The following is a 23,400-nucleotide window of genomic DNA, read 5'->3' as shown; positions in this document are numbered from 1 at the left end:
CAAGCGTCCGGACCCTTCCTGACAGGCCCCGCTCAGCCGACGTCGACCGCACTCCAAGCAGCCCCCACCGCGCCGTACTCCGCGCTGCCGGCCCCGTACAGATCCTTCGCCGCGTTCAGCGTGGCCGTCCGCGCGCCCGCGTAGTTCGTGGAGGACGTCATATAGACCGTCAGCGCCCGGTACCAGATCTTGCCCAGCTTGTCTCGGCCGATCCCGGTCACCGAAGAACCGTCGCAGGTGGGCGAGTCGTACCGCACCCCGTTGATCGTCTTCGCCCCGCTCCCCTCGGCCAGGAGGTAGGCGAAGTGGTTTCCGATGCCCGACGAGTAGTGCACATCGAGCTGTGAGGTCGACGTGGTCCAGCAGTCGACCGAGACCCCGTCCTTGGACGGCTTGTCCATGCGCCGCAGGGCATCCCGCCCGAGCCCGGCCCGGACGACCTTCTCGCCGATCAGATAGTCCCCGGGGTCCGAGGAGTTGTCCGCGTGGAACTCCACCAGCGTCCCGAAGATGTCGGACGTGGCCTCGTTCAGACCACCCGACTCACCGGAGTACGTCAGCGCCGCCGTCTTCGCTGTCACCCCGTGCGACATCTCGTGCCCGGCGACATCCAGCGACACCAGCGGACCGAGCTGGGTGCCGTCGCCGTCGCCGTATGTCATGCAGAAGCAGTTGTCGTCCCAGAAGGCGTTGTTGTAGGCGTTGCCGTAGTGCACGCGGTTGTACGACCCCTTGCCGTCGCCCGCGATGCCGTTACGGCCATGGACGCTCTTGTAGTAGTCCCACGTCGCGTCGGTGCCGTACTGCGCGTCCACCGCGGCCGACGCCCGGTCGGCGGTCGTACCGGTGCCCCAGTGGTTGTCGGAGTCCGTGAAGACCGTGGCCGGGGCGCGGTTGAGGCAGATCGTGAGGATGCACAGGTCCGTCTTGTTCGCCGCGTCACCCGTGTATGTGCCGCCGCGCGTCGGGTCCTTCAACTGGTACGTCGAACCCGACGCCGTCGTCTGCAGCGGCACCGTCCCCGCGTACAGCGACTTCCCGTCCCCGGACACCGTCTCGATGCTGTCCCACGCGTCGATCTGCGCACCGCTCCCCGCGTCCGTCAGCACCGTCCGGGCGACCGGATTGCCGCGCGCGTCCTGGGCGACGGCATCGGTCCGCCAGGCCAGCTTCGGGGCGCCGTGCAGGGTGTCGACGACCAGCTGGGGCTTGGCGGTGAGCCGCTTCAGCGTCTCGCCGAGGTTCAGCGCGCGCAGCACGCCCGCGGCGAGGTCGGCCGCCTTGGGTGCCGAGACCTTGGGCGTCACGCTCTTCGGGGCGATCGCGCCCTTGGTGGCCCGGGACGCGCCGCGGTAGGTGCCGTCCTTCGCCAGGTGGAGGACGAAGTCCCCGCCCAGTACCGGCAGTTGGTGATACGTCCGGTCGTAGCGGACGTGCTGCGTGCCGTCCGGATCGACGATCACGTCCCGAACACGGGTGCCCTGCGCGGCCGTCAGTCCCAGACTCCCCGCGACGTCGTCGAGGACCGATGCGGCGTTCGCCACGGCGTCGGCCCTGCTCGGCGGCTCCTCCGCGCCGGCGGTGGGGGAGAGGGTCGTGGCCAGCAGAGCGGTCGCGGTGACAGCGATGCCCGCCGTGGCGAGCCGGGCCCCTCGGAGGTGCGAACGTATTCGGCGCATCGGTCTCCTTGAACTGAACGGCGCAGAAGGATGACCAAGATTCAAGGGGCCGTGCACATGCCATGGCCAGGGTGAATACGTGCAGGTGTGTGAGGGGAGAGAATCGTTTCCGTGACGGCCCTCCCTCCCCGACTCCCGTTCTTCGTCTACGGCACGCTCCGCCCGGGCGAGCCCAACCACGACGCCTTCCTGCGCGGCCGCACGCTCGCGGAGGAACCGGCACGATGGGAAGGGGCGCTGCTGTACGACGGGCCGGGCTATCCGTACGCCGTCGAGGAGGCGGGGGCCGGTGACCGCATGGTGTACGGCGACTTGGTCACCGCCCGCACCGAGGAGTACGCGGCGCTGCTGGCCGACCTCGACCGCCTGGAGGAGTACGCCCCGGCAGACCCCCGCAACCTCTACGAGCGCCTCGCCCGCAAGGTGCTCCGCGACGCGGACGGAACGGCCGTACAGGCGTGGGTGTATGTCGCCGCCCCGTCCGTCGCCGCCCGCCTGCGCGCGAAGGGCAGCCTCATCGAGAGCGGCGACTGGGCGATACGGCGCGGCTGAGCGCCCCCGCTCCTACGGCACCTGTGCCCCCTACGCCTTCACGGCCTCCAGCCGCACCGCGCACGCCTTGAACTCCGGCATCCGCGACGTCGGGTCCAGGGCCGGGTTGGTCAGGGTGTTGGCGCGGCCCTCGCCCGGCCAGTGGAACGGCATGAAGACCGTGTCCGGGCGGATGCCGGTCGTGATGCGGGCCGGTGCCACCGCACGGCCCCGGCGCGAGACCACGGCCACCGGGTCGCCCTCGGCCGCCCCGAGCCGGGCCGCCAGCCGGGGGTGCAGCTCGACGAACGGGCCCGGCGCGGCGGCGTTCAGCTCGTCCACGCGGCGGGTCTGGGCGCCGGACTGGTACTGCGCCACGACCCGCCCCGTCGTCAGCAGGACCGGGTACTCGTCGTCGGGTTCCTCGGCCGCCGGCCGGTGCGTGACGGGGGCGAACCTCGCCCGTCCGTCGGGGGTGGCGAAGCGGTCGAGGAAGAGGCGGGGCGTGCCGGGGTGCTCGGTGACCTCCGTGTTCCCCGCGCCCTGTGTGTTCCCCGCGCCCTCCGTGGTTCCCGCGCCCGTGGGACACGGCCAGAACACCCCGTTCTCCTCCGCCAGCCTCCGATACGTGATCCCCGAATAGTCCGCCGGCCCGCCCGCACTCGCCCGCCGCAGCTCCTCGAAGACCTCCTCGGCGTCGGTCGGGAAGCCCTTCTCCAGGCCCCTCTCCCCGCCGAGCCGCGCGGCCAGTTCGTGCATGACCTCCAGGTCGCTGCGGATGCCCTCCGGCGGGCTGATCGCGCGGCGGCGCAGCAGGACCCGGCCCTCCAGGTTGGTCGTCGTGCCGGTCTCCTCCGCCCACTGGGTCACCGGGAGTACGACGTCCGCGAGTTCGGCCGTCTCCGACAGCACCACGTCGCACACGGCGAGGAAGTCGAGGGACTTGATCCGCTCCTCGATGTGCGCGGCACGCGGCGCCGACACGACCGGGTTGGAGCCCATCAGCAGAAGCGACTTGATGTCCGTGCCCAGCGCGTCCAACAGCTCATAGGCGCTGCGCCCCGGTCCCGGCAGGCTGTCCGGGTCCACGCCCCACACCTCGGCGACATGCCGGCGCGCCGCCGGGTCGTCGAGCTTGCGGTAGCCCGGCAACTGGTCGGCCTTCTGGCCGTGTTCGCGCCCGCCCTGTCCATTGCCCTGCCCGGTGAGACAGCCGTATCCGGACAGCGGCCGGCCCGCCCGCCCCGTCGCCAGGCACAGGTTGATCCAGGCGCCCACGGTGTCCGTGCCCTTGGACTGCTGCTCGGGCCCGCGCGCGGTCAGTACCATCGCGTGCTCGGGCTCGCAGAACAGCCGTACGGCTTCCCGGAGTTGCGGCACGGGCACGCCGGTGATCCGCTCGACGTACTCCGGCCAGTGCGCCATCGCGGCGGCCCGCGCGTCCTCCCAGCCGGCCGTGCGCTCAGCGACGTACTCCTCGTCCACCCGCCCCTCGGCGACGACCAGGTGCAGCAGCCCCAGGGCGAGGGCGAGGTCTGTCCCCGGCCGGGGCGCGAGGTGCAGGTCGGCCTGTTCGGCGGTCTTGGTTCGGCGCGGGTCGATGACGACGAGGGTGCCGCCGTTCTCCTTCAACTCGTTGAAGAAGCGCAGTGACGGCGGCATGGTCTCCGCCAGGTTCGAGCCGACGAGGATGACGCAGCCCGTCCTCGGGATGTCCTCCAGCGGGAACGGCAGCCCCCGGTCCAGGCCGAACGCCTTCATGCCGGCCGCGGCCGCCGACGACATGCAGAAACGGCCGTTGTAGTCGATCTGGGAGGTGCCCAGCACCACCCGAGCGAACTTGCCGAGGCTGTACGCCTTCTCGTTCGTCAGGCCGCCCCCGCCGAAGACCCCGCACGCGTCCGGGCCATGTTCCGTACGCGTGCGTGCGAGGCCCTCGGCGATCCGGTCCAGCGCCTCCTCCCAGGTCGCCGGGACGAGCGTGCCGCCCGACCGCACCAGCGGCGAGGTGAGGCGGACGCCCGACGCCAGCACCGCGGGAGCCGTACGGCCCTTGCCGCACAGCGCTCCCCGGTTCACCGGGAAGTCCGGGCGCTCGACCACCGTGACACCCCCGTCCCGCTGGGGCGTGAGGTTCATTCCGCACTGCAGGGCGCAGTACGGGCAGTGCGTGGGCGTCACGGAGTTCGGCATACCGTTCAGCGTGCTTCCGGCGTGTTACGCCCGCGACGGCCCCCTGTTACACGGCCGGGACGGTGACCTCCCCGCCACCGGCCGGCCACGGTGAGGCCGCACGGGAAAGGGCGGGAGCGCAGGCACCGTCGCGACTACGGATAGCTTCCGCTGGGGGTATTCACGCGGTCGGCTGGCGTGCGCGCGTCAAAACCGGCGGGCGAGAGCGTCCGCCCTCCTGCCGGGCGCCGCCCTCATCGCCCCGCCGCCAACGCGTTCGCCACCCCCGGCTCCCTCGGCCCGAGGAAATGGGGATCCGGCTCGAAGACCGCGTCCAGGGCCGCCTTGCCGGCCGCGAGGATCTCGCGGGTCCCGCCGTAGTACCAGGTCGCGTCGTGCTTGGCCTGGACCCCGACACCGTACGACGCGACCCCCGCCTCCTCGCAGAGCGCGACCGCCCGCCGGATGTGGAAGCCCTGGCTGATCAGCACCGCCTCGTCGACGCCGAAGATCTTCTTGGCCCGGACACAGGAGTCCCAGGTGTCGAAGCCGGCGTAGTCGCTGACGATCTGCGCGTCGGGCACCCCATGCCTGGTCAGATAGGCGCGCATCGCGTCCGGCTCGTCGTAGTCCGCGCGGCTGTTGTCGCCGGTCACCAGGACCACCTTGATCCGCCCCGCGCGGTACAGCTCGGCCGCCGCGTCGAGCCGGTGGGCGAGATACGGCGACGGCTCACCGGCCCACAGTCCGGCGCCGAAGACGACGGCGACGTCGGTGCGCGGCACGTCCGCGGTCGTCCGCAGCCGGTCACCGGTGACGACGTACATCCAGGTGGCCGGAAGCAGCGCCAGCACGCATCCGGCCATCACGGCCTGCACCAGCCGTCGCTGCCCGGCACGCGTGCGTGGCAGTCTCGGTCGGCGCGGCTTCGGCAGTCGCATCGGACGGTCCCTCCCCGGGGCGGCTGACGCCCCGCCCTCGACACTCAGGGACGTCCCACAGCCCTCCACGGTTCACCCGCCCGACGTGATCAGCTTCACTCGCATCCCGCGAACCCGCTGGTCACACCACCTCACACCGCCCGCCCCTCGCATCGTGAACCCGGTGTAAGAACCCGTCATTCCCGCGAAACGGAAAGGCAACGTCCCGCCGCCACCATCGGTTCATGACGGCGTCGAACCTGCTTCACGACGAGTCCACGACCGCCCACCTCGACAGTACGGCGCACCTCATGAACCGGATCAGCAGCCAGCTCGCCGGCCGCCTCGGCCTCATAGGGCTCGACGGCCGACGACGCCCCGAGCCCCCCGCGCTCGTCGTCGTCGCCCACGGCAGCCGCGACCCGCGCGCCCTGAGCACCGTGAGCGCACTCCTCGACAAGGTCCGCGCCCTGCGCCCCGGTCTCCCCGTCCACCTGGGCCACATCGAGCTCAACGAGCCCCTGCTCCCCGACACCCTCACCGCCCTGGGCGACCGCGAGGCGATCCTCGTCCCGCTCCTCCTCAGCCGCGGCTACCACATCAAGCGCGACATCCCCGAGATGGCCGCCGAGTCACAGGTACGCGCACGCGTGGCCGGCGCCCTCGGCCCGCACCCCCTGCTGGTGGAGGCCCTCTACTCCCGCCTCGTGGAGGCGGGCTGGCGCACCCGCATGGACGAACCGACACGCCGCGAGAGCGCGGTGATCCTGGCGGCGGCAGGCTCCCGCGACCCCGAGTCGAAGGTCGACACCTCCCACACGGCCCACCTCCTCGCCAACCGCCTCGGCGTCCCGGTGATCCCGGCCTACGCGACGACGGCGACCCCGACGGTCGAGGACGCGCTGGCCGACCTGGCGGCAAGGGGCCGTACGAGGGTGGCGATCGCCTCCTACTTCACAGCGCCGGGCCGCTTCGCGAGGGAGTGCGCGGAGGCGGCACCGTGGCTGGCATCGGCACCGCTGGGCACGCATCCGGCGATGGCGAGACTGCTGCTCCATCGCTACGACCAGATGCTGAGGACGCCGGTCACGGCAGCACCGGAGCTGGCGTCGGCTTAAAAGCGCCGGGGGAGGTGACCAACTTCAAGGGCGCGGGGCTGTATCGATTTGCGGCTCCGCCGCGTGGGCGCGACCAGCCACACACAACCCGCACCCGGCACACAACATCACCCGGCAGACGCAAAGCCGCACTCCGTTTGTCACCCCCTGCCCGTACTGTCGAGTCATGCCGTACGACCTGCCATCCCTCGAACGATGGGCCCCCGAACCCGACAAGCGCCCCGGCCGAACCGCCTTCCAACGAGACCGAGCCCGAATCCTCCATTCCGCCGCCCTGAGAAGGCTCGCCGGCAAAACCCAGGTCGTCACCCCAGGAACCCACAGCAACGCGTGGGACCCGAGCCCCCGCACCCGCCTGACCCACTCCCTGGAGTGCGCTCAGGTCGGCCGAGAGCTGGGCGCAGCCCTCGGCTGCGACCCCGACCTCGTAGAAGCCGCCTGCCTGGCCCACGACCTCGGCCACCCCCCGTTCGGCCACAACGGCGAAGTCGCGCTCAACGAATTCGCGGAGGACTGCGGAGGCTTCGAGGGCAACGCCCAGTCCCTCAGACTCCTCACCCGCATCGAGCCCAAGCGCTTCACCCCGGAGGGCTCCGTCGGCCTCAACCTCACCCGCGCCACCCTCGACGCCGCCACCAAGTACCCCTGGCCCCGAGGCGCCCACCCCACCGACCCGAAGTCCCCCAAGTTCGGCGTCTACGACGACGACCGGCCGGTCTTCGACTGGGTCCGCAAGGACGCCCCCGGCAGCCGTACCACCTTCGAGGCCCAGGTGATGGACTGGTCCGACGACGTGGCGTACTCGGTGCACGACGTCGAGGACGGCCTGCACGCCGGCCACATCGACCCCAACCTCCTGCACGCCGAGCCCGAACGCCGCGAGGTCTTCGCGGTGGCCATCGGACGGTACGTCCCCGAGGACACCGACCCCGCCGAGCTCGCCGCCGCCCTCGACCGCCTCCAGGAAGAACCGTGGTGGCCGCACGGCTATGACGGTTCCGCCGTCGCGCAGGCCCGCCTCAAGGACGCCACCAGCCAGCTCATCGGCCGGTTCTGCCTGGCCGCCGAGAGCGCGACCCGCGCCGCGTACGGCGACGGCCGGCTCACCCGCTACGGCGCCGAACTCGTCGTACCGCACGAGACCCGCCTTGAGTGCGCGGTCCTCAAGGCCGTCGCCGACCGGTACGTCATGCAGCGTGCCGAGCAGGAGCGGCTGCGCGCCGACCAGCGGATCGTGGTCGCCGAACTGGCCGAGGCGCTGACCGCGCGGGCGCCCGAGGGGCTGGATCCGCAGTTCCGGGCCCTGTTCGACGCGGCCGACGACGACCGTGCCCGCAAGCGCGTGATCGTCGACCAGATCGCCTCCCTGACGGATGCCTCGGCCCGCGCCCTGCACAGCCGTATGAAGCGCTAAAGGGTCCCGTTGAGCAGGGCATCGCCCAGCCGCGTCCGCAGATGGAACACCCGGTTCCCATGCCGCCGCGATTCCACGAGCCCGGCCTCCCGCAGCACCGTCGCATGCCGGCTGGTCGTCGGCGGGGTGAGCCGCAGCAGTTCGGCGAGCTCGGTCGTGGTGCGCGGATGCTCCAGGGCCTCCAGCACCATCGCCCTGGTCGGCCCGATCAGCTGGGCCACCGGGAGCTGCTCGGCGGCCTCCCGCCGGGAGCGGGCCAGCCAGCCGGGCGCCGGGTCGAGGGGATGGACCAGTACGGGGTCGAGGTGCGGGTCGGCCAGCGTCACCGGGGTGCGGACACAGAAGAAGGCCGGGACGATCGTCAGGGGGCGCCCGTCGAGCCGTAGGCCCCGGTCGAAGGGGTAGTCGGTGACCAGCGCCTCCTCCTCCCGGTCGGCGATGGTGCGATAGCTGTCGAGCAGCCCCTGCGGCCCCGCGGTCAGCGCCGCCTCCGCCCGGATCGAGCGGTCCGCCGTCACCGCCGCGCGGATCGCCGGGAGATACGGCGCCACCGCCACCTCGTGATAGCGGCGCAGTGCCTCGCCGAGCAGCTCCAGCGTCCGCGGATCGCCCTCGCCGAGCCGCCGCAAGCCCCGCGGAGGGGTCTTCGGGTACAGCTTCGACAGCTCCCGCGTCAGCCGGGTCTTCGGTGTGCCGAGCACCAGGTCGATCCCGGCCTCCAGATCGGCGACGCCCTGACCGGGGGTCAGGAAGTCGGGGAAGTACGCGGCACGGCGCGCGAGCAGCATCAGCACGGCGGCCGTCGAGGTCAGCCCCGCCCGGGCGAGCGCGGTGCGCACCTCGCGCCGCCAGGGGTCGAAGACCACCGCCGCGCTGCGGTCCTGGAGCCGCATCAGCGACAGTACGGTCTCCCAAAGCGGGTCGGGTTCCCCGGCGACCCGTAATCGGTTCAGGTCCTCCGCGGTGAAGTCGATTCGCAGCATGCGTCCCCCGAGGCGTCTGCAAAAGCGATTGCCGAACCCCTCCACCGTAGCCACGGAACCGGCGAGGTCCTCATGGAACGCGCTCTCCTCTTTGCGTTCTGAGCGAATGTCCCGGCAACTCCCGGCCACCGCGCGAGCCTTGGCGTGGTGGGGGGGGAGCGCCTGTCCCGGGGGGAGGCAGGCGCGCCGCCGACGCCTCCTCTCCATGCGACGGGTGAGACCTGTGGGACGTACGGGCACTCGAAAGTGACCCTGCGTGGCCTGATCGGGTCACCCCCTCTTCCCGCATCACGCTGCGTGCGGGACGCTCGCATGTGGCGGCACCCGCTGTGTTTTCTGGGGGGACACCCCCCAGACCCCCCGGTAGGAGGCATCAAGTGGTCGACGCGGATCAGACATTCGTCATCGTCGGAGGAGGACTCGCCGGCGCGAAGGCGGCCGAGACGCTCCGCGCGGAGGGCTTCACCGGGCGGGTGATACTGATCTGCGACGAACGCGACCACCCCTACGAGCGCCCGCCCCTCTCCAAGGGCTACCTCCTCGGCAAGGAGGAGCGCGACAGCGTCTTCGTGCACGAGCCCGCCTGGTACGCCCGCAACGACATCGAGCTCCACCTCGGCCAGACCGTCGACGCGATCGACCGTACGGCGAAGACCGTGCGGTTCGGCGAGGACGGCACCGTCGTCCACTACGACAAGCTGCTGCTGGCCACCGGCGCCGAGCCGCGCCGCCTGGACATCCCGGGCACCGACCTGGCCGGCGTCCACCATCTGCGCCGGCTCGCCCACGCCGAGCGCCTCAAGGGCGTCCTGGCCTCGCTCGGCCGGGACAACGGCCATATCGTGATCGCCGGCGCCGGCTGGATCGGCCTGGAGGTCGCGGCGGCGGCCCGGGAGTACGGCGCCGAGGTCACCGTCGTCGAGCCGGAGCCGACCCCGCTGCACGGCGTGCTCGGACCCGAGCTGGGCGGGCTCTTCGGCGAGCTGCACCGGGAGCACGGCGTACGGTTCCACTTCGGCCGGCGGCTGACGGAGATCGTCGGCCAGGACGGCATGGTGCTGGCCGCCCGCACCGACGACGGCGAGGAGCACCCCGCGCACGACGTCCTCGCGGCGATCGGCGCGGCCCCGCGCATCGGCCTCGCGGAGGCGGCGGGCCTGGAGATCGCCGACCGCGCGGGCGGCCGGGGCGTCGTGGTGGACGAACAGCTGCGCACCTCCGACCCCGACATCTACGCGGCCGGCGACGTCGCCTCCTTCCCGCACGCCCTCTTCGACACCCGCCTGCGCGTGGAGCACTGGGCCAACGCCCTCAACGGCGGCCCGGCGGCGGCACGGGCGATGCTCGGACGGGACGTCGTCTACGACCGCGTCCCCTACTTCTTCTCCGACCAGTACGACCTGGGGATGGAGTACAGCGGATGGGCGCCGCCGGGGTCGTACGACGAGGTGGTGATCCGCGGGGACGCGGGCAAGCGCGAATTCATCGCGTTCTGGGTGAAGGACGGCCGGGTGCTTGCCGGGATGAACGTGAACGTGTGGGACGTCACAGAGCCGATCCAGCAGCTGATCCGTTCGAAGGCCCAGGTGAACACCGACAGCCTTGCGGATCCGCACATTCCGCTCGAAAACCTCGTCCCGTAGGTGTCAGTGGACCCCCGTAGAATTCACGCGTGGCAGGACGGATCAACGACGACGACGTGAAGGCGGTACGGGACGCGGTCCCGATCGACGCCGTGGTGTCCGAGTACCTCCAGCTGCGCGGCGCGGGCGGCGGGAACCTCAAGGGGCTGTGCCCCTTCCATGACGAGAAGTCGCCGTCCTTCCAGGTCAGCCCGAGCAAGGGACTCTTCCACTGCTTCGGGTGCCAGGAGGGCGGCGACACCATCACCTTTGTGATGAAGGTCGACCACCTCTCGTTCTCCGAGGCGGTCGAGCGGCTCGCCGCCCAGGCCGGCATCACACTGCGCTACGAGGAGGGCGGGTACAACCCCTCCCACCAGCGCGGCGAACGCATCCGCCTGGTCGAGGCCCACAAGATCGCCGCCGAGTGGTACGCCGAGCAGCTCGCCACCAGCCCCGAGGCCGACACCGGCCGGATCTTCCTCGCCGAGCGCGGCTTCGACCAGGCCGCCGCCGTCCACTTCGGCGTCGGCTACAGCCCCCAGGGCTGGGACCACCTCACCCGCTACCTCCGCGGCAAGGGCTTCACCGACAAGGAACTCCTCCTCTCCGGGCTGTCGCAGGAGGGGAGGAGGGGTCCCATCGACCGGTTCCGGGGACGGCTGATGTGGCCGATCCGCGACATCGCGGGAGATGTCGTCGGCTTCGGCGCCCGGAAGCTGTACGAGGCGGACAACGGGCCGAAGTACCTCAACACCCCCGACACGGCGATCTACAAGAAGTCCCAGGTCCTGTACGGCATCGACCTCGCCAAACAGCACATCGCCAAGGTCAGCCGGGCCGTCGTGGTCGAGGGGTACACCGACGTCATGGCCTGCCACCTTGCCGGCGTCACCACCGCCATCGCGACCTGCGGCACCGCCTTCGGCGGCGACCACATCAAGATCCTGCGCCGACTGCTGATGGACAACGGCTCGGCCCGCGTCATCTTCACCTTCGACGGCGACGCGGCCGGCCAGAAAGCGGCCCTGCGCGCCTTCGAGGACGACCAGAAGTTCGCGGCGGAGACGTACATCGCGATCGCGCCGGACGGCATGGACCCCTGCGAGTTGCGCCTGGCGAAGGGCGACGACGCGGTCTCCGACCTGGTCGAACCACGCACCCCGCTGTTCGAGTTCGCACTGCGCCAGATCGTCGTCCGCTACGACCTCGACACCCCCGCCGGCCGCGCCGCCGCCCTGGACGAGGCGGCGCCGATCGTCGCCCGCATCAAGAACAGCGGCGCCCAGCACGAGGTGGCCGTCCAGCTCGCCGGCATGCTCGGCATCCTGGACACCCAGTTCGTGGTCAAGCGGGTGGCCCAGCTGGCGCGTTGGTCCCGGGAGCGTGGCGGCAGGGGAGGGGCGCCGACGTCCCGGGGCTCGCAGCAGCCGTACGAGGCGGCCCCCGCACCCCGCGCCTCCGGCCCCGCCCTGACCCTCCGCAACCCGGTGTACGCCACCGAACGCGAACTCCTCAAACTCGCCCTCCAGCGCCCCGAGTTGGTCTCCCCGGCGTTCGACGCGTACGGCGTCGACGAGTTCACCGCCGCCCCCTACGCGGCCGTACGGCAAGCGATCATGGACGCGGGCGGCGCGGAGTACGGCATCCAGGACTCGCCGGAGTATCTGGTCCGGGTCCGTGACGCGGCCCCCGACGACCAGGTCCGCGCGATGGTCACGGAGCTCGCGGTCGAGGCGATCATGCGCAGGACGGTCGACGAGAACTACGCCGGCGAACAGCTCGTCACCGTCCGCCGCCGCGCCGTGGCCCGCCGCGTCGTGGACATCCAGAGCCAGCTGACCCGACTCGGCGCGGGCGGCGACCCCGCCCAACTGGCCGCCGTACAGAACGAACTGTGGGTGCTGCAGCAGTACGACCAGGCGCTCCGGGGACAGGGCGCGGCCGCCCTCTGAGCAGCCGGTCACGGACCGGACGCAAAAAGTCACCGCACGCCCCTCGTGGCGGCGATGTGTCGTACTCCACACTGGGTTCCGGTGCCTGAGTCCTCGGAGCGCGGCCGATCCGTTCCCCACGGGTCCCACACCCCCGCGGTTCCGCTCATCGCGTACGGGACGGACAGCGGCGAGGCCGCCGACTCCGCCCTCGAAGCAGCGCTGCCGTACGCCTCGGCAGCGATCATCCTGGAGGTCGCCCCCGTGCAGACCCAGACCCTCATCGAGAACAGTACGGACGACACGGAGCCGGAAGCGGAGACCGACGTTCTGGTCGCGGTACCGCCGCAGAACCGTGTCGCGCACCATCCGGAGGCGGAGCCCGAAACCGAGGCCGAGCCGACCGAACCCCCGGCCGGGGCGCTGGACGCCACCGAGCCGGTCGAGACACCGCCGCCGGCCCGTAGCCGCGCCGACACCAGCGGTCCCTCCTCCGATCTCTTCCGCCAATACCTGCGGGAGATCGGCCGAATCCCCCTGCTCACCGCGGCCGAGGAGGTCGAACTCGCCCGCCGGGTCGAGGCCGGCCTGTTCGCCGAGGAGAAACTGAGCAGCACACCCGACCTGGACAGCCAGCTGGCGCTGGACCTGGACCGGCTGGTCGTCATGGGCCGGATGGCCAAGCGCCGCCTGATCGAGGCGAACCTGCGGTTGGTGGTGTCGGTCGCGAAGCGATACGTCGGCCGGGGCCTGACCATGCTGGACCTGGTCCAGGAAGGAAACCTGGGCCTGATCCGGGCCGTGGAGAAGTTCGACTACGCCCGCGGCTACAAGTTCTCGACCTACGCCACCTGGTGGATCCGCCAGGCCATGTCCCGCGCCCTCGCCGACCAGGCCCGCACCATCCGGGTCCCGGTCCATGTCGTCGAGCTGATCAACCGCGTGGTCCGCGTCCAGCGCCGCATGCTCCAGGAACGCGGCTACGAACCCACACCGGAAGAGGTCGCCGCCCACCTCGACCTGCTGCCCGAACGGGTCAGCGAGGTCCTCCGCCTGGCCCAGGAACCGGTGTCGCTGCATGCGCCGGTGGGCGAGGAGGACGATGTGGCCCTCGGCGACCTGATCGAGGACGGCGACGCGGCCTCACCGGTGGAGTCGGCGGCGTTCCTGCTGCTCAGGGAACACCTGGAGGCGGTCCTGTCGACCCTCGGCGAGCGGGAGCGCAAGGTCGTCCAACTGCGCTACGGCCTGGCCGACGGCCGCCCGCGCACGCTGGAGGAGATCGGCCGCATCTTCGGCGTGACACGGGAGCGGATCAGGCAGATCGAGTCCAAGACCCTCAACAAGCTGCGGGACCATGCGTTCGCGGACCAGCTGAGGGGTTACCTGGACTGAGCTCGGGGCCGCTCACACGCATGAGCGGCCCCGTACGCCTAGTCGACCTCCGCCACCGCCTGGGCGAACTGCGCCTTGTACAACCGCGCATACGCCCCGTCCGCCGCCAACAGCTCCCCGTGCGCGCCCTGTTCCACGATCGAGCCGTTCTCCATGACGAGGATCGTGTCCGCGTCCCGGATGGTGGACAACCGGTGTGCGATGACGAACGACGTACGTCCGTGCGCCAGCTTCGCCATCGCCTTCTGGATCAGCACCTCGGTCCGGGTGTCGACCGAGGACGTCGCCTCGTCCAGCACCAGGATCACCGGATCCGACAGGAACGCCCGCGCGATCGTGATCAGCTGCTTCTCGCCCGCGCTGACGCCCGACCCCTCGTCGTCGATCACCGTGTCGTACCCGTCGGGCAGCGTCCGCACGAACCGGTCGGCGTGGGCGGCGCGCGCCGCCTCCTCGATCTCGCCGCGATTGACGTCGCGGGACGCCCCGTACGCGATGTTCTCCGCGATCGTGCCGCCGAACAGCCAGGTGTCCTGCAGCACCATCCCGATCCCGGCCCGCAGCTCGTCCCGGGACATACGGGAGATGTCGACACCGTCGAGGGTGATACGGCCGTCCGACACGTCGTAGAACCGCATCAGCAGGTTCACGAGAGTCGTCTTGCCGGCCCCCGTCGGCCCCACGATCGCGACCGTGTGCCCCGGTTCCACCGTCAGCGACAGGTCCTCGATCAGCGGCTTCTCGGGGTCGTACCGGAAGGACACGCCCTCCAGCGCCACCCGCCCGCGCAGCTCCTCCGGCCGCAGCCCCGGCACCGGGTCCGCCTCCTGCTCCTCCGCGTCCAGCAGCTCGAAGACCCGCTCCGCCGAGGCGACACCCGACTGCACGAGGTTCGCCATCGACGCGACCTGAGTCAGCGGCATCGAGAACTGGCGGGAGTACTGGATGAAGGCCTGCACATCACCGATGGACAGGGTCCCCGACGCGACCCGCAGACCGCCGACGACCGCCACCAGCACATAGTTCAGGTTCGACACGAACATCATCAGCGGCTGCATCACACCACTGTTGAACTGCGCCTTGAACCCGGCCTCGTACAGCGCCTCGTTCTGCTCGGCGAACTGCGCGGCCGACTCCTCCTGGCGTCCGAACACCTTCACCAGGGTGTGCCCGGTGTACATCTCCTCGACGTGGGCGTTGAGCTTGCCCGTCGTACGCCACTGCTGCACGAAGTGCGGCTGCGACCGCTTGCCCACGCGCGTGGCGACCACGAACGACAGCGGCACCGTCACCAGCGCGACCAGCGCGAGCAGCCATGACACCCAGAACATCATCGCCAGCACACCGATGATGGTCAGCACCGAGTTGATGAGCTGGCCCATCGACTGCTGGAGCGTCTGCCCGATGTTGTCGATGTCGTTGGTCGCCCGCGACAGCACCTCACCGCGCCGGCTCTTGTCGAAGTACGACAGCGGCAGCCGCGACAGCTTCCCCTGCACGTCCTCGCGCATCCGGTACATCGTGCGGTTCACGGCCCGGTTCACCAGCCGCGTCGCCACCGCCATCAGCAGCCCGGCGACGAGGAACACGCCGAGCGCGAACAGCAGGACATTCCCCACGGCCGTGAAGTCGATGCCCTCGCCCGGTGTGAAGTCCGTGCTGCGCAGCATGTCGGCGATCTGGCCGTCGCCGCGCTCCCGCATCGCCGTGAGGACCTGCTCCTTGGTCATCCCGGGCTCGAACTGCCGCCCGACGATGCCCGCGAAGACCAGGTCGGTGGCCTCACCGAGGATCTTCGGCCCGGCGACCGAAAGCCCGACGCTCACCAGCACACAGAACAGCAGCACATAGATGGTGATCCGCTCGGGCTTGAACTGGCCGATCAGCCGTTTGCCCGACACCTTGAAGTCCAGCGAGCGCTGATCGGGACCCCCGCCGGCCATCATCCGTCCCATGGGCCCGGCCATCAGGCGGCCTCCGCTTCCGTCAGCTGGGAGAGCACGATCTCCCGGTATGTCTCGTTGTCCGCCATCAGCTCGTGGTGCCGGCCCGTGCCGACGACCCGGCCCTCGTCGAGGACGACGATCCGGTCCGCGTCCCGGATGGTCGCCACCCGCTGGGCGACGATGACGACGGTCGCCTCCGAGGTCTCGTGCGCCAGCGCGGCACGCAGGGCGGCGTCGGTGGCGTAGTCGAGGGCGGAGAAGGAGTCGTCGAAGAGATAGATCTCCGGGCGCTGCACCAGCGTGCGCGCGATCGCGAGCCGCTGCCGCTGACCGCCGGAGACATTGGTGCCGCCCTGCGCGATCGGGGAGTCGAGCCCGTTCTCCAGCCGCTCCACGAACCCCTTGGCCTGCGCCACCTCCAGCGCGTGCCACAGCTCGTCGTCCGTCGCGTCCGGATTGCCGTAGCGCAGATTGGTCGCCACCGTCCCGGCGAAGAGGTACGGCTTCTGCGGTACGAGGCTCACCGTCTTCGCCAGCAACCGCGGTTCGAGGGCGGCCACGTCCTCGCCGTCCACCAGCACCTGCCCGTCGGTCGCGTCGAACAGCCGGGGTACGAGCCCCAGCAGCGTCGACTTCCCGCTGCCGGTCGAGCCGATGACCGCGGTCACCTCACCGGGCCGGGCGACCAGATCGATCGACCTCAGCACCGGTTCCTCGGCACCCGGATAGCGGAAGCCCGCGCCCCGGATCTCCAGATGCCCGTGCCGCCGCAGCTCCCGCACCGGCGCCACCGGAGGCACGACACTCGACTCGGTGTCCAGGACCTCCTGGATGCGCTCGGCGCACACCTCCGCGCGCGGCACCATCATGAACATGAAGGTGGCCATCATCACGGACATCACGATCTGCATGAGATAGGCGAGGAAGGCCGTCAGATCACCGATCTGCATGCCGCCGCTGTCGATGCGATGGGCGCCGAACCACACCACCGCGATGGACGACAGGTTCACCACCGTCATGACGATCGGGAACATCAGCGCCAGCAGATTGCCGGTGCCCATCGCCATCGCGGTGAGCCCGCCATTGGCCTTCCCGAACCGCTCCTGCTCATAGCCGTCCCGCACGAAGGCACGGATCACCCGGTTGCCGGTGATCTGCTCGCGCAGCACCCGGTTCACCGTGTCGAGCCGCTCCTGCATGGTCCGGAACAGCGGCCGCAGCCGCCGCACGATCAGGAACACGCTGATGCCGAGCACCGGCACCACGGCCACCAGCACCGCGGACAGCGGCACATCCAGGCCGAGCGCCAGCACGATGCCGCCGACGCACATGATGGGCGCCGACACCATCAGCGTGAACGTCATCAGCACCAGCATCTGCACCTGCTGGACGTCATTGGTCGTCCGGGTGATCAGCGAGGGCGCGCCGAAGTGGCCGACCTCACGCGCCGAGAACGACTGCACCCGGTCGAAGACGGCGGCCCGTACGTCCCGGCCGAGCGCCGAGGCGGTCCGGGCGCCGTAGTACACGGCACCGATGTTGCACACGACCTGCGCCAGCGAGATGCCGATCATCAGGGCGCCGTAGGTGAGGATGTAGCCGGTGTCGCCGTTGACGACACCCTTGTCGATGATGTCCGCGTTCAGCGTGGGCAGGTAGAGGGTGGCGCAGGTCTGCAGGAACTGCAGCAGCACCAGCCAGGCGATCGGTTTTCGGTACGGACTGAGGTGGGTCCGCAGAAGTCGTATGAGCACGCTGCTTCTCTCGGAGTCGTCGGCGATCGGGGCCGCTTTTGGTTGCCCCTGGCCCCTATCGTCGAACACTCCGGTGGTGTTACCTCAACCGATTAAGCCGTCAGCGCGGCCTCGTACGGCCTTCCGGGTTCGGTTCCTACCGGTGTCTTACCTTCCGCTACGCCCTCGGCCCTACGACCGGAACGCCCCGGGGTGGGTCTGCTCCCGCACCGACACGAACTGCTGGCGCACCGCCTGCCCCACCGCCAGCTCCTCGCCGGGCTCCAGGACCTGCGCCGCGGCGCCCTGCCACACCGGCGGCGTACGGGGATCGAGCGTCCCCTGCGACACACCGAGCGCCCAGGCGGCCTGCCGGGCGGCGCCGATCGCCGCGTAGTCCGCGGGCTGCGGTACGACGACCTGCGTCCCGAACAGCGCGGGCGCCGCCGCCTGCACGGCCGACAGCTCGGCGACCGCCCCGAGCAGGAAGACCCGCCGCACCTCGACACCCCGGCCGCGCAGCACGTCGAGCGCGTCCGCGAGCCCGCACAGCATGCCCTCGAACGCGGCCCGCGCCAGATGCTCCGGCTTCATCGACTCCCGCCGCAGCCCGGCGAGGGTCCCCGCGGTGTGCGGCAGACTCGGCGTCCGCTCACCCTCCAGATAAGGCAGCAGTACGAGCCCATGAGCGCCCGGCGTCGACTTCATCGCCAGGTCGGACAGGCCCTCCAGGTCCGGCACACCGAGGAGTTCCGCGGCGCCGCGCAGGGTGCGCACGGCGTTGAGGGTGGTGACGACGGGAAGGTGCATGCCGGTCGCGTCGGCCAGGGAGGTGATCATCCCCGAGCTGTCGACGAGGGCCTCGGGATGCACGGCCATGACGGAACCGGACGCGCCGAGCGAGACGACCGCGTCCCCCAGCCCGATGCCCAGCCCGAACGCGGCGGCCATGGTCTCGCCGGTCCCCGCCGAGATCAGCAGCCCCTCCGGGGTCGTACCGGCGGCGTCGGACGGCCCGATCACCTCGGGCAGCATGGCCTGGTGGCCGAGGGCCAGCTCGACGAGATCGGTGCGGTAGGCGCCGGTGGCCGCCGACCAGTAACCCGTCCCGGAGGCGCCACCGCGATCTGTGGTCCTTCTCACGGGCCGCCCGAGCAGCTGCCACACCAGCCAGTCGTGCGCCTGCATCAGAACGGCGGCGCGCACGGCGTTGTCCGGCTCGGTCTTGGCCAGCCAGCGCAGCTTGGTCACCGGCTGCGGGGCCTGCGGCACACAGCCCACCGCCTGCGCCCACGCCTCGCGCCCGCCGAGCGCGTCGATCAGATCGGCCGCCGCGACCTGCGCGCGCTTGTCCCCGCCGACCATCGCCGGGCGCACGGTGTTGCCCTGCGGGTCGAGCGGGACGACGGCGTTCTGCTGCGCCGACACGCCGATGGCCTGCACACCTTCGAGCAGCCCACCGCCCGCCGCCTCACCGAGGGACAGCAGCCAGGCCTGCGGGTCGACGTCGGAGGGGCGCGCGGTGCCTTCCGGCGATTCCACCGGGTGCGGGGCATACCCCTGCCTGAGCACGGCGCCCGAGTCCGTGTCGCAGACGACGATGCGAGTGAAATCGGGCGAACTGTCCAACCCGGCGACTATCCCCATGGCCCAAATTGTGCCGTAGCGCTGCGCTGGCTGTGGCCGTGGGCGCCGTGGGGGTGCGGTTCGTGTTCGGCGTGCGGGTTGTGTGTGGCTGGTCGCGCCCCGCGGCGGAGCCGCATATCGATACAGCCCCGCGCCCCTGAGGGCACTGCAGCCACCGGCATCCAGGACGTACCGCTATGTGTTGCTTGTGCCCCAGTCATCCTCTGCGCCTCCGTTGTGGGCGCTGCGTTCGCGCAGGCTGCGGACTCGCTGGGCCACCGTCTCCGGGACCCGGTCGCCGACCTTCTCGCTCACCGTGTGGTACGCCTTGCCCGCGAAGTGGCGGCCCTGCTGTGCCGCCGACTCGGCGGTGTTGCGGACCGCGGGGTTCTGCGCGACCTGGCGCGCGGACTTCTTCAGCTGCTCGTAGCGCTCGCGCCCGGCGCGTGTGCCGAGGACGTAACCGACGGCGAGTCCGAGGACGAACGTGAGCCGGTAGCGCATGGCTGCCACCCTTCCCTTGGTGTGGGGGGAACCGATTGGCGGAGCACCCCCCTGCTTGCGCTAATGTATGTGTCGCAGCGAGCGCACGCCCCCTGGCGAATACCCAGGTAGGTACGTTCGATGCAACGAGGCATTCCTCCGTAGCTCAATTGGCAGAGCAGCCGGCTGTTAACCGGCAGGTTACTGGTTCGAGTCCAGTCGGGGGAGCTCGGTCCTCCGTAGCTCAATTGGCAGAGCAGCCGGCTGTTAACCGGCAGGTTACTGGTTCGAGTCCAGTCGGGGGAGCATGCTGAACGAGGACCCCTCAGGGGTCCTTTTTCATGTCCGTTCACCTGCGGTGGGAACCGTGCAGGTCGTGGCGGAGTCCTTCAGGGCATGCGAAGTCGACCATGCGAAGCAGGAGATCGTATGAGCGGCTATGCTGCGGCAGACGGCGCGCACACTTGTACGCGACACGCCGCTATGGGGCGGTAGCTCAGCCGGTTAGAGCAGCGGACTCATAATCCGTCGGCCGTGGGTTCGAGTCCCACCCGCCCCACCAGCGCTCTCCCATGCAGAAACGTTCTTACCTGCGGAAACGTCTCATCTGGCGTGCGGATTCAGGGTTTTGGGCTGCGGGGCTGAATCCGCTGCTCGTGAGTTCAACTCCGTGGCCGCCAGTGTGTGTTGGGATCGCTTTGACCTGCGCGCCGGCTGGACGCGAGGATCCGGAAGTGGTGCCAGGCAGTCCCGCCCCTTCAGCGGCGGCGGCCACCAGCAGATCGAGGGGACCCGCGCTGCAGTGCTCTCCCTTGGCCGTCAGTTGATCCTGGACGATTCGCGGTCCGCCGCCGAACGGGCCGAGTGCAGAACTTCCAGCGCGGTGAGGTGGTCGGCGACCGTCACTCGTCCGCTCCGGCGCCGCGGTCGTCGCCTGCCGCGCTCGTGGGGCGGTACGAGTCCCCTGCCGTGCCTGGCGGGCGCGGCAGGGCCTGCGTTCAGCTGATCGTGGCGGCGAAGATGCAGGTCCGCCTGCGGCTGCTGACCACTGCGGACACGACTGCTTACCGCCCCTTCACCCGCTCGATCACACGGCGCCTGGTGGCACACCTCCTTCTACTGTGGGGACCGTGACCGGAGGGATGGTCGCGGGCATGCCCCCGGTGACCGGGCCCAGGACGCTCCGCTCGACACCATTCGCTTAGGCTGGTCCCTTGTCGCCGGTAAGGAGGCGCAGGCTGCGGCAGCGTGTGCTCGCCGTCCGTCCGAGGGAGGCGTTCGCGTGGCAGTTGCCGGAGGCCGGTCGACGAAGCGGCTCCAGCGGGGAACTCTCTCCCAGGGGCTCATCGTGGGGACCGCGCTGCGGATCCTCGACGAGGACGGGCCGGACGCGCTGACCTTCCAGCGACTCGGCAAGGAACTGTCCTCCTCCGCGACCGCGGTCTACCGGCATTTCGCGAGCCGCGACCACATCATGATCGCCGTCGCGGACGAGCTCGACAGGATCTCCCTCGAGGGGTACGAGCCGCACGAGTCGTGGGCGGAGTCGCTGCGGGACCTGGCGATCCGTGCCTGGAACACCGCGCTGGACCACCCTGGTGCCGCCGCGCTCTGCATGGGCAGAGTCACCCGGGGCGTGCACGAGTTGCGCGCCGTCGACGCCGTCCTGGAAGCGTTCCACCGCGGCGGCTGGCGCGGCCGGGCGGCCGTCCTGCACTACCAGGCGTTCTCGAACTTCATCCTCGCCATGGCGAGCAACAACGCCTGGCGGCTCGTCAACCAGCGGTTCGGCGCCGAGGTGAACTGGGTGCAGGAATACCAGCCGGCGGATCCTGACGCGTACCCCTACGCCGAGGCGGCGAAGGAGCACCTGCGCAGCATCGACATGACCGACGTCTTCCACCGGCAGACGGACATCCTCCTCGCGGCCCTCGAGGCGGAGGCGGCGACGCTCCCGCGCGACTGACCTGCGTCAGCTCTCGCATCCACCGCCCAGCGGCGTTCTCGCGGCCGAAATCGGCGGCAGGGCTGGCGCGCGCAAAGATAGTTAACGCTATTGACTACGTCGTTCACTTGGCGGCATCCTCTCCACACCCAGTGCTCCACGGCTCGCTGCCAAGCGGCGTCCACCGAGCGCCGCGCGCACCGCCTCCACCCGAACTGCTCGCGCTCGTCCCGCCCGAACCCTTGCGACCTGCGCAGAGCGTGACATCCCTCTCCAGGAGCACTCATGCGCCAGACCCGTACCCGCGCGGTCCCTGTGACCGCTGCCGTCGCCATGACGGCCGTGCTCGCCGGCTGCACCACCACGGGATCGACGTCCGCGGACCCGGGCGGCGGCGATGCCGCCACGGCGACGAAGATCCGGACGACGATCGACGTGCCGGCCGGCTTCGACCCGGCCAAGGCTCTGTCCCTGCCGGACTACCAGCTCGCCCGGAACAGTTACGACACCCTCGTGCGCAAGGACGACGGCGGGCTCGTCGGCGGGCTCGCCACCAAGTGGACGAACACGCCGACCTCGGCCACGTTCACCCTGCGCGCCGGCGCGACCTGCGCCGACGGGACGCCGATCACGCCGACGGTCGTCAAGGGCTCCCTCGACCGTTACATCGACCCGAAGACGGCGGCGCCCGATCTGCCCACGGTCTTCGGCCCCGGCAACAAGGTGACGGTGACCGCCGACGACGCGGCGCAGACGGTGAAGATCACGCTCGCCAGGCCGTGGGGCGATATGGTCACCGGCCTGTCGGTCGCGAGCACGGGCATCGTCTGCCCGGCGGGACTGAAGGACCTCAAGGCCCTCGCCGCCGGTAAGGCCAAGGGCTCCCAGTCCGGCCCGTACCTTCTCGAGAAGTCCCAGTCCGGCGTCTCGTACTCCTACAGGCTTCGCCCGGAGTACAAGGCATGGCCGGCCTGGCGTACGAAGATCCCCGGCAAGGTCGCCGCGACGATGGAGTACCTGGTCTCGCCCGACCCGACGGCGACCGGCAACCTAGTGACCAGCGGTCAGCTCGACATCGGCAAGATCGACGCCTCCGGCATCCCGCGCTTCGACGGCGTGGGCGGCAACAGCGTGAGCATCAGCCGGTTCTCCGACTTCTACCTGCTCTTCAACGAACGACCCGGCACGGTCTTCGCGGACGCCGCAACCCGCCGGGCGGTCGCCCAGGCCGTCGACCGCGCCGCCTTCACCAAGGTCGTCTCGAAGGACACGGGTGAGCCGTCGACGATGTTCGTGCAGAAGGGCATCCCCTGCAACGATCCCGGCACCTCCTTCCTCGTACCGAAGGACAAGGCCGCGGCGGCGGACGTGCTCAAGGGCAAGAAGATCCGCCTCGTCGGCCCCCAGGTCGTCGGGCCGGCCGGCGCCGGAAACCAGTACATCCAGGAGGCGCTGCGGGCCGCGGGCGCGGACGTCACCCTCGCCAACGTCGACGTCGGGGCCTGGGTCGGGACCGTGTTCGGCAAGCCCGACGCCTGGGACCTCACGGTCTTCGCCGACCTCAACTTCCTCGGCAGCATCGCCAACCCGCTCAGCCACTTCGTGGGCCCGACCGTCCCCGAAGGCGGCGGCAACCTCGGCGCGGTGAAGAACCCCGTGCTGAACAAGGCCTTCGCCCAGGGCGCCGAGGCGACGACCGAAGGGGCCCGCTGCGCCGCCTACCAGAAGGCAGCCAAGGCCCTGATCTCGCAGGTGGACGCGGTGCCGTTGGTCAACGACCCGTTCATCTACGCGCTGCGCAAGGGATTCAGCGCACAGATGCTCGGCGGTTCGCTCGACGACCCCATCCTGCGCATCACCGGCTGACCGGCAGGCCGCGCGCACGCGGCGCGGCCGGGC

General features: G+C 70.6%; 16 protein-coding genes and 3 tRNA genes. 11 read left to right on the top strand and 8 right to left on the bottom strand.

The genetic code is table 11. The features are described 5' to 3' along the window. Positions 1 to 32: 32 nt before the first annotated feature. Positions 33 to 1,679, bottom strand: a complete 1,647-nt coding sequence (locus tag IE325_RS06445) for a M4 family metallopeptidase (RefSeq protein ID WP_190068731.1) — start codon at positions 1,677 to 1,679, stop codon at positions 33 to 35. A 111-nt stretch (positions 1,680 to 1,790) separates the two neighbouring features. Between IE325_RS06445 and IE325_RS06440 the strand changes: the two genes are divergently transcribed. Continuing rightward, a complete protein-coding gene (locus tag IE325_RS06440; protein ID WP_190068730.1) occupies positions 1,791 to 2,231 on the top strand; it encodes a gamma-glutamylcyclotransferase family protein in 441 nt (146 codons plus the stop codon). A gap of 30 nt (positions 2,232 to 2,261) precedes the next feature. On the opposite strand, the gene IE325_RS06435 is transcribed toward IE325_RS06440, so the two are convergent. Together IE325_RS06435 and IE325_RS06430 are read right to left on the bottom strand one after the other, a co-directional pair. Next, positions 2,262 to 4,403 (bottom strand): molybdopterin oxidoreductase family protein, encoded by a 2,142-nt coding sequence (locus IE325_RS06435; RefSeq protein WP_190068729.1) that lies wholly within the window; start codon positions 4,401 to 4,403, stop codon positions 2,262 to 2,264. A 233-nt stretch (positions 4,404 to 4,636) separates the two neighbouring features. Continuing rightward, positions 4,637 to 5,323 (bottom strand): SanA/YdcF family protein, encoded by a 687-nt coding sequence (locus IE325_RS06430; RefSeq protein ID WP_190068728.1) that lies wholly within the window; start codon positions 5,321 to 5,323, stop codon positions 4,637 to 4,639. A 224-nt stretch (positions 5,324 to 5,547) separates the two neighbouring features. Here IE325_RS06430 and IE325_RS06425 point away from each other — a divergent pair, with 224 nt between their 5' ends. Further along, entirely contained in the window at positions 5,548 to 6,420 is an 873-nt protein-coding gene (locus IE325_RS06425) for a sirohydrochlorin chelatase (RefSeq protein WP_190068727.1), read from the top strand. A gap of 166 nt (positions 6,421 to 6,586) precedes the next feature. Further along, entirely contained in the window at positions 6,587 to 7,834 is a 1,248-nt protein-coding gene (locus IE325_RS06420) for a deoxyguanosinetriphosphate triphosphohydrolase (RefSeq protein ID WP_190068726.1), read from the top strand. Here the strand turns inward: IE325_RS06420 and IE325_RS06415 are convergent. Next, positions 7,831 to 8,817 (bottom strand): ArsR/SmtB family transcription factor, encoded by a 987-nt coding sequence (locus tag IE325_RS06415; RefSeq protein ID WP_190068725.1) that lies wholly within the window; start codon positions 8,815 to 8,817, stop codon positions 7,831 to 7,833. The two genes, IE325_RS06420 and IE325_RS06415, sit on opposite strands and share 4 nt — an antisense overlap. A 377-nt stretch (positions 8,818 to 9,194) precedes the next feature. Here IE325_RS06415 and IE325_RS06410 point away from each other — a divergent pair, with 377 nt between their 5' ends. The 3 genes from IE325_RS06410 to IE325_RS06400 all read left to right on the top strand — a co-directional run bounded on the left by IE325_RS06410 (position 9,195) and on the right by IE325_RS06400 (position 13,768). Next, positions 9,195 to 10,460 (top strand): NAD(P)/FAD-dependent oxidoreductase, encoded by a 1,266-nt coding sequence (locus IE325_RS06410; protein ID WP_190068724.1) that lies wholly within the window; start codon positions 9,195 to 9,197, stop codon positions 10,458 to 10,460. 29 nt (positions 10,461 to 10,489) lie between these two features. After that, the gene (gene dnaG, locus IE325_RS06405) at positions 10,490 to 12,394 is read left to right on the top strand and encodes a DNA primase (RefSeq protein WP_190068723.1); all 1,905 of its coding nucleotides are present in this window, start codon (positions 10,490 to 10,492) and stop codon (positions 12,392 to 12,394) included. Between the two features lie 81 nt (positions 12,395 to 12,475). Next, positions 12,476 to 13,768 (top strand): RNA polymerase sigma factor, encoded by a 1,293-nt coding sequence (locus IE325_RS06400; protein WP_190068722.1) that lies wholly within the window; start codon positions 12,476 to 12,478, stop codon positions 13,766 to 13,768. A 38-nt stretch (positions 13,769 to 13,806) separates the two neighbouring features. Here IE325_RS06400 and IE325_RS06395 read toward each other — a convergent pair whose 3' ends face one another. The 4 genes from IE325_RS06395 to IE325_RS06380 all read right to left on the bottom strand — a co-directional run bounded on the left by IE325_RS06395 (position 13,807) and on the right by IE325_RS06380 (position 19,577). Then, positions 13,807 to 15,735 carry an ABC transporter ATP-binding protein gene (locus IE325_RS06395; RefSeq protein ID WP_190068721.1) on the bottom strand — a complete coding sequence of 643 codons (1,929 nt, stop codon included), beginning with the start codon at positions 15,733 to 15,735 and terminating at the stop codon, positions 13,807 to 13,809. Then, positions 15,735 to 17,468 carry an ABC transporter ATP-binding protein gene (locus tag IE325_RS06390; RefSeq protein WP_190068720.1) on the bottom strand — a complete coding sequence of 578 codons (1,734 nt, stop codon included), beginning with the start codon at positions 17,466 to 17,468 and terminating at the stop codon, positions 15,735 to 15,737. The genes IE325_RS06395 and IE325_RS06390 overlap by 1 nt, the downstream gene beginning before the upstream one ends. A gap of 171 nt (positions 17,469 to 17,639) precedes the next feature. After that, complete coding sequence (locus IE325_RS06385) at positions 17,640 to 19,094, bottom strand: xylulokinase (protein ID WP_190068719.1); 1,455 nt, start codon at positions 19,092 to 19,094, stop codon at positions 17,640 to 17,642. A 174-nt stretch (positions 19,095 to 19,268) separates the two neighbouring features. Further along, a complete protein-coding gene (locus tag IE325_RS06380) occupies positions 19,269 to 19,577 on the bottom strand; it encodes a YtxH domain-containing protein (RefSeq protein ID WP_190068718.1) in 309 nt (102 codons plus the stop codon). Positions 19,578 to 19,711: 134 nt separating this feature from the next. Between IE325_RS06380 and IE325_RS06375 the strand changes: the two genes are divergently transcribed. The 5 genes from IE325_RS06375 to IE325_RS06355 all read left to right on the top strand — a co-directional run bounded on the left by IE325_RS06375 (position 19,712) and on the right by IE325_RS06355 (position 23,367). After that, positions 19,712 to 19,784, top strand: a tRNA-Asn gene (locus IE325_RS06375). Between the two features lie 5 nt (positions 19,785 to 19,789). Then, positions 19,790 to 19,862: transfer RNA gene (locus IE325_RS06370), tRNA-Asn, on the top strand. Positions 19,863 to 20,041: 179 nt separating this feature from the next. Further along, positions 20,042 to 20,118 (top strand) — tRNA-Ile (locus IE325_RS06365). A 720-nt stretch (positions 20,119 to 20,838) separates the two neighbouring features. Beyond that, complete coding sequence (locus tag IE325_RS06360) at positions 20,839 to 21,522, top strand: TetR/AcrR family transcriptional regulator (protein WP_229911689.1); 684 nt, start codon at positions 20,839 to 20,841, stop codon at positions 21,520 to 21,522. A 264-nt stretch (positions 21,523 to 21,786) separates the two neighbouring features. Further along, positions 21,787 to 23,367: an ABC transporter substrate-binding protein gene (locus IE325_RS06355; RefSeq protein ID WP_190068717.1), complete on the top strand. Its 1,581-nt coding sequence runs from the start codon at positions 21,787 to 21,789 to the stop codon at positions 23,365 to 23,367. The last annotated feature ends 33 nt before the right edge of the window (positions 23,368 to 23,400 follow it).

The sequence above is a fragment of the Streptomyces lanatus genome, from assembly GCF_014655715.1.
Taxonomy (GTDB): Bacteria; Actinomycetota; Actinomycetes; order Streptomycetales; family Streptomycetaceae; genus Streptomyces; species Streptomyces lanatus.
Note: the sequence above shows the minus strand (reverse complement) of the source record. Positions and strands in the feature narration are given on the sequence as shown.

Excerpts from the sequence above, each read along its gene's own strand:
- IE325_RS06445 (WP_190068731.1), bottom strand. The coding sequence starts at position 1,679 with ATGCGCCGAATACGTTCGCACCTCCGAGGGGCCCGGCTCGCCACGGCG.
- IE325_RS06435 (WP_190068729.1), bottom strand. The coding sequence starts at position 4,403 with ATGCCGAACTCCGTGACGCCCACGCACTGCCCGTACTGCGCCCTGCAG.
- IE325_RS06430 (WP_190068728.1), bottom strand. The coding sequence starts at position 5,323 with ATGCGACTGCCGAAGCCGCGCCGACCGAGACTGCCACGCACGCGTGCC.
- IE325_RS06425 (WP_190068727.1), top strand. The coding sequence starts at position 5,548 with ATGACGGCGTCGAACCTGCTTCACGACGAGTCCACGACCGCCCACCTC.
- IE325_RS06420 (WP_190068726.1), top strand. The coding sequence starts at position 6,587 with ATGCCGTACGACCTGCCATCCCTCGAACGATGGGCCCCCGAACCCGAC.
- IE325_RS06415 (WP_190068725.1), bottom strand. The coding sequence starts at position 8,817 with ATGCTGCGAATCGACTTCACCGCGGAGGACCTGAACCGATTACGGGTC.
- IE325_RS06395 (WP_190068721.1), bottom strand. The coding sequence starts at position 15,735 with ATGGCCGGGCCCATGGGACGGATGATGGCCGGCGGGGGTCCCGATCAG.
- IE325_RS06385 (WP_190068719.1), bottom strand. The coding sequence starts at position 19,094 with ATGGGGATAGTCGCCGGGTTGGACAGTTCGCCCGATTTCACTCGCATC.
- IE325_RS06380 (WP_190068718.1), bottom strand. The coding sequence starts at position 19,577 with ATGCGCTACCGGCTCACGTTCGTCCTCGGACTCGCCGTCGGTTACGTC.
- IE325_RS06355 (WP_190068717.1), top strand. The coding sequence starts at position 21,787 with ATGCGCCAGACCCGTACCCGCGCGGTCCCTGTGACCGCTGCCGTCGCC.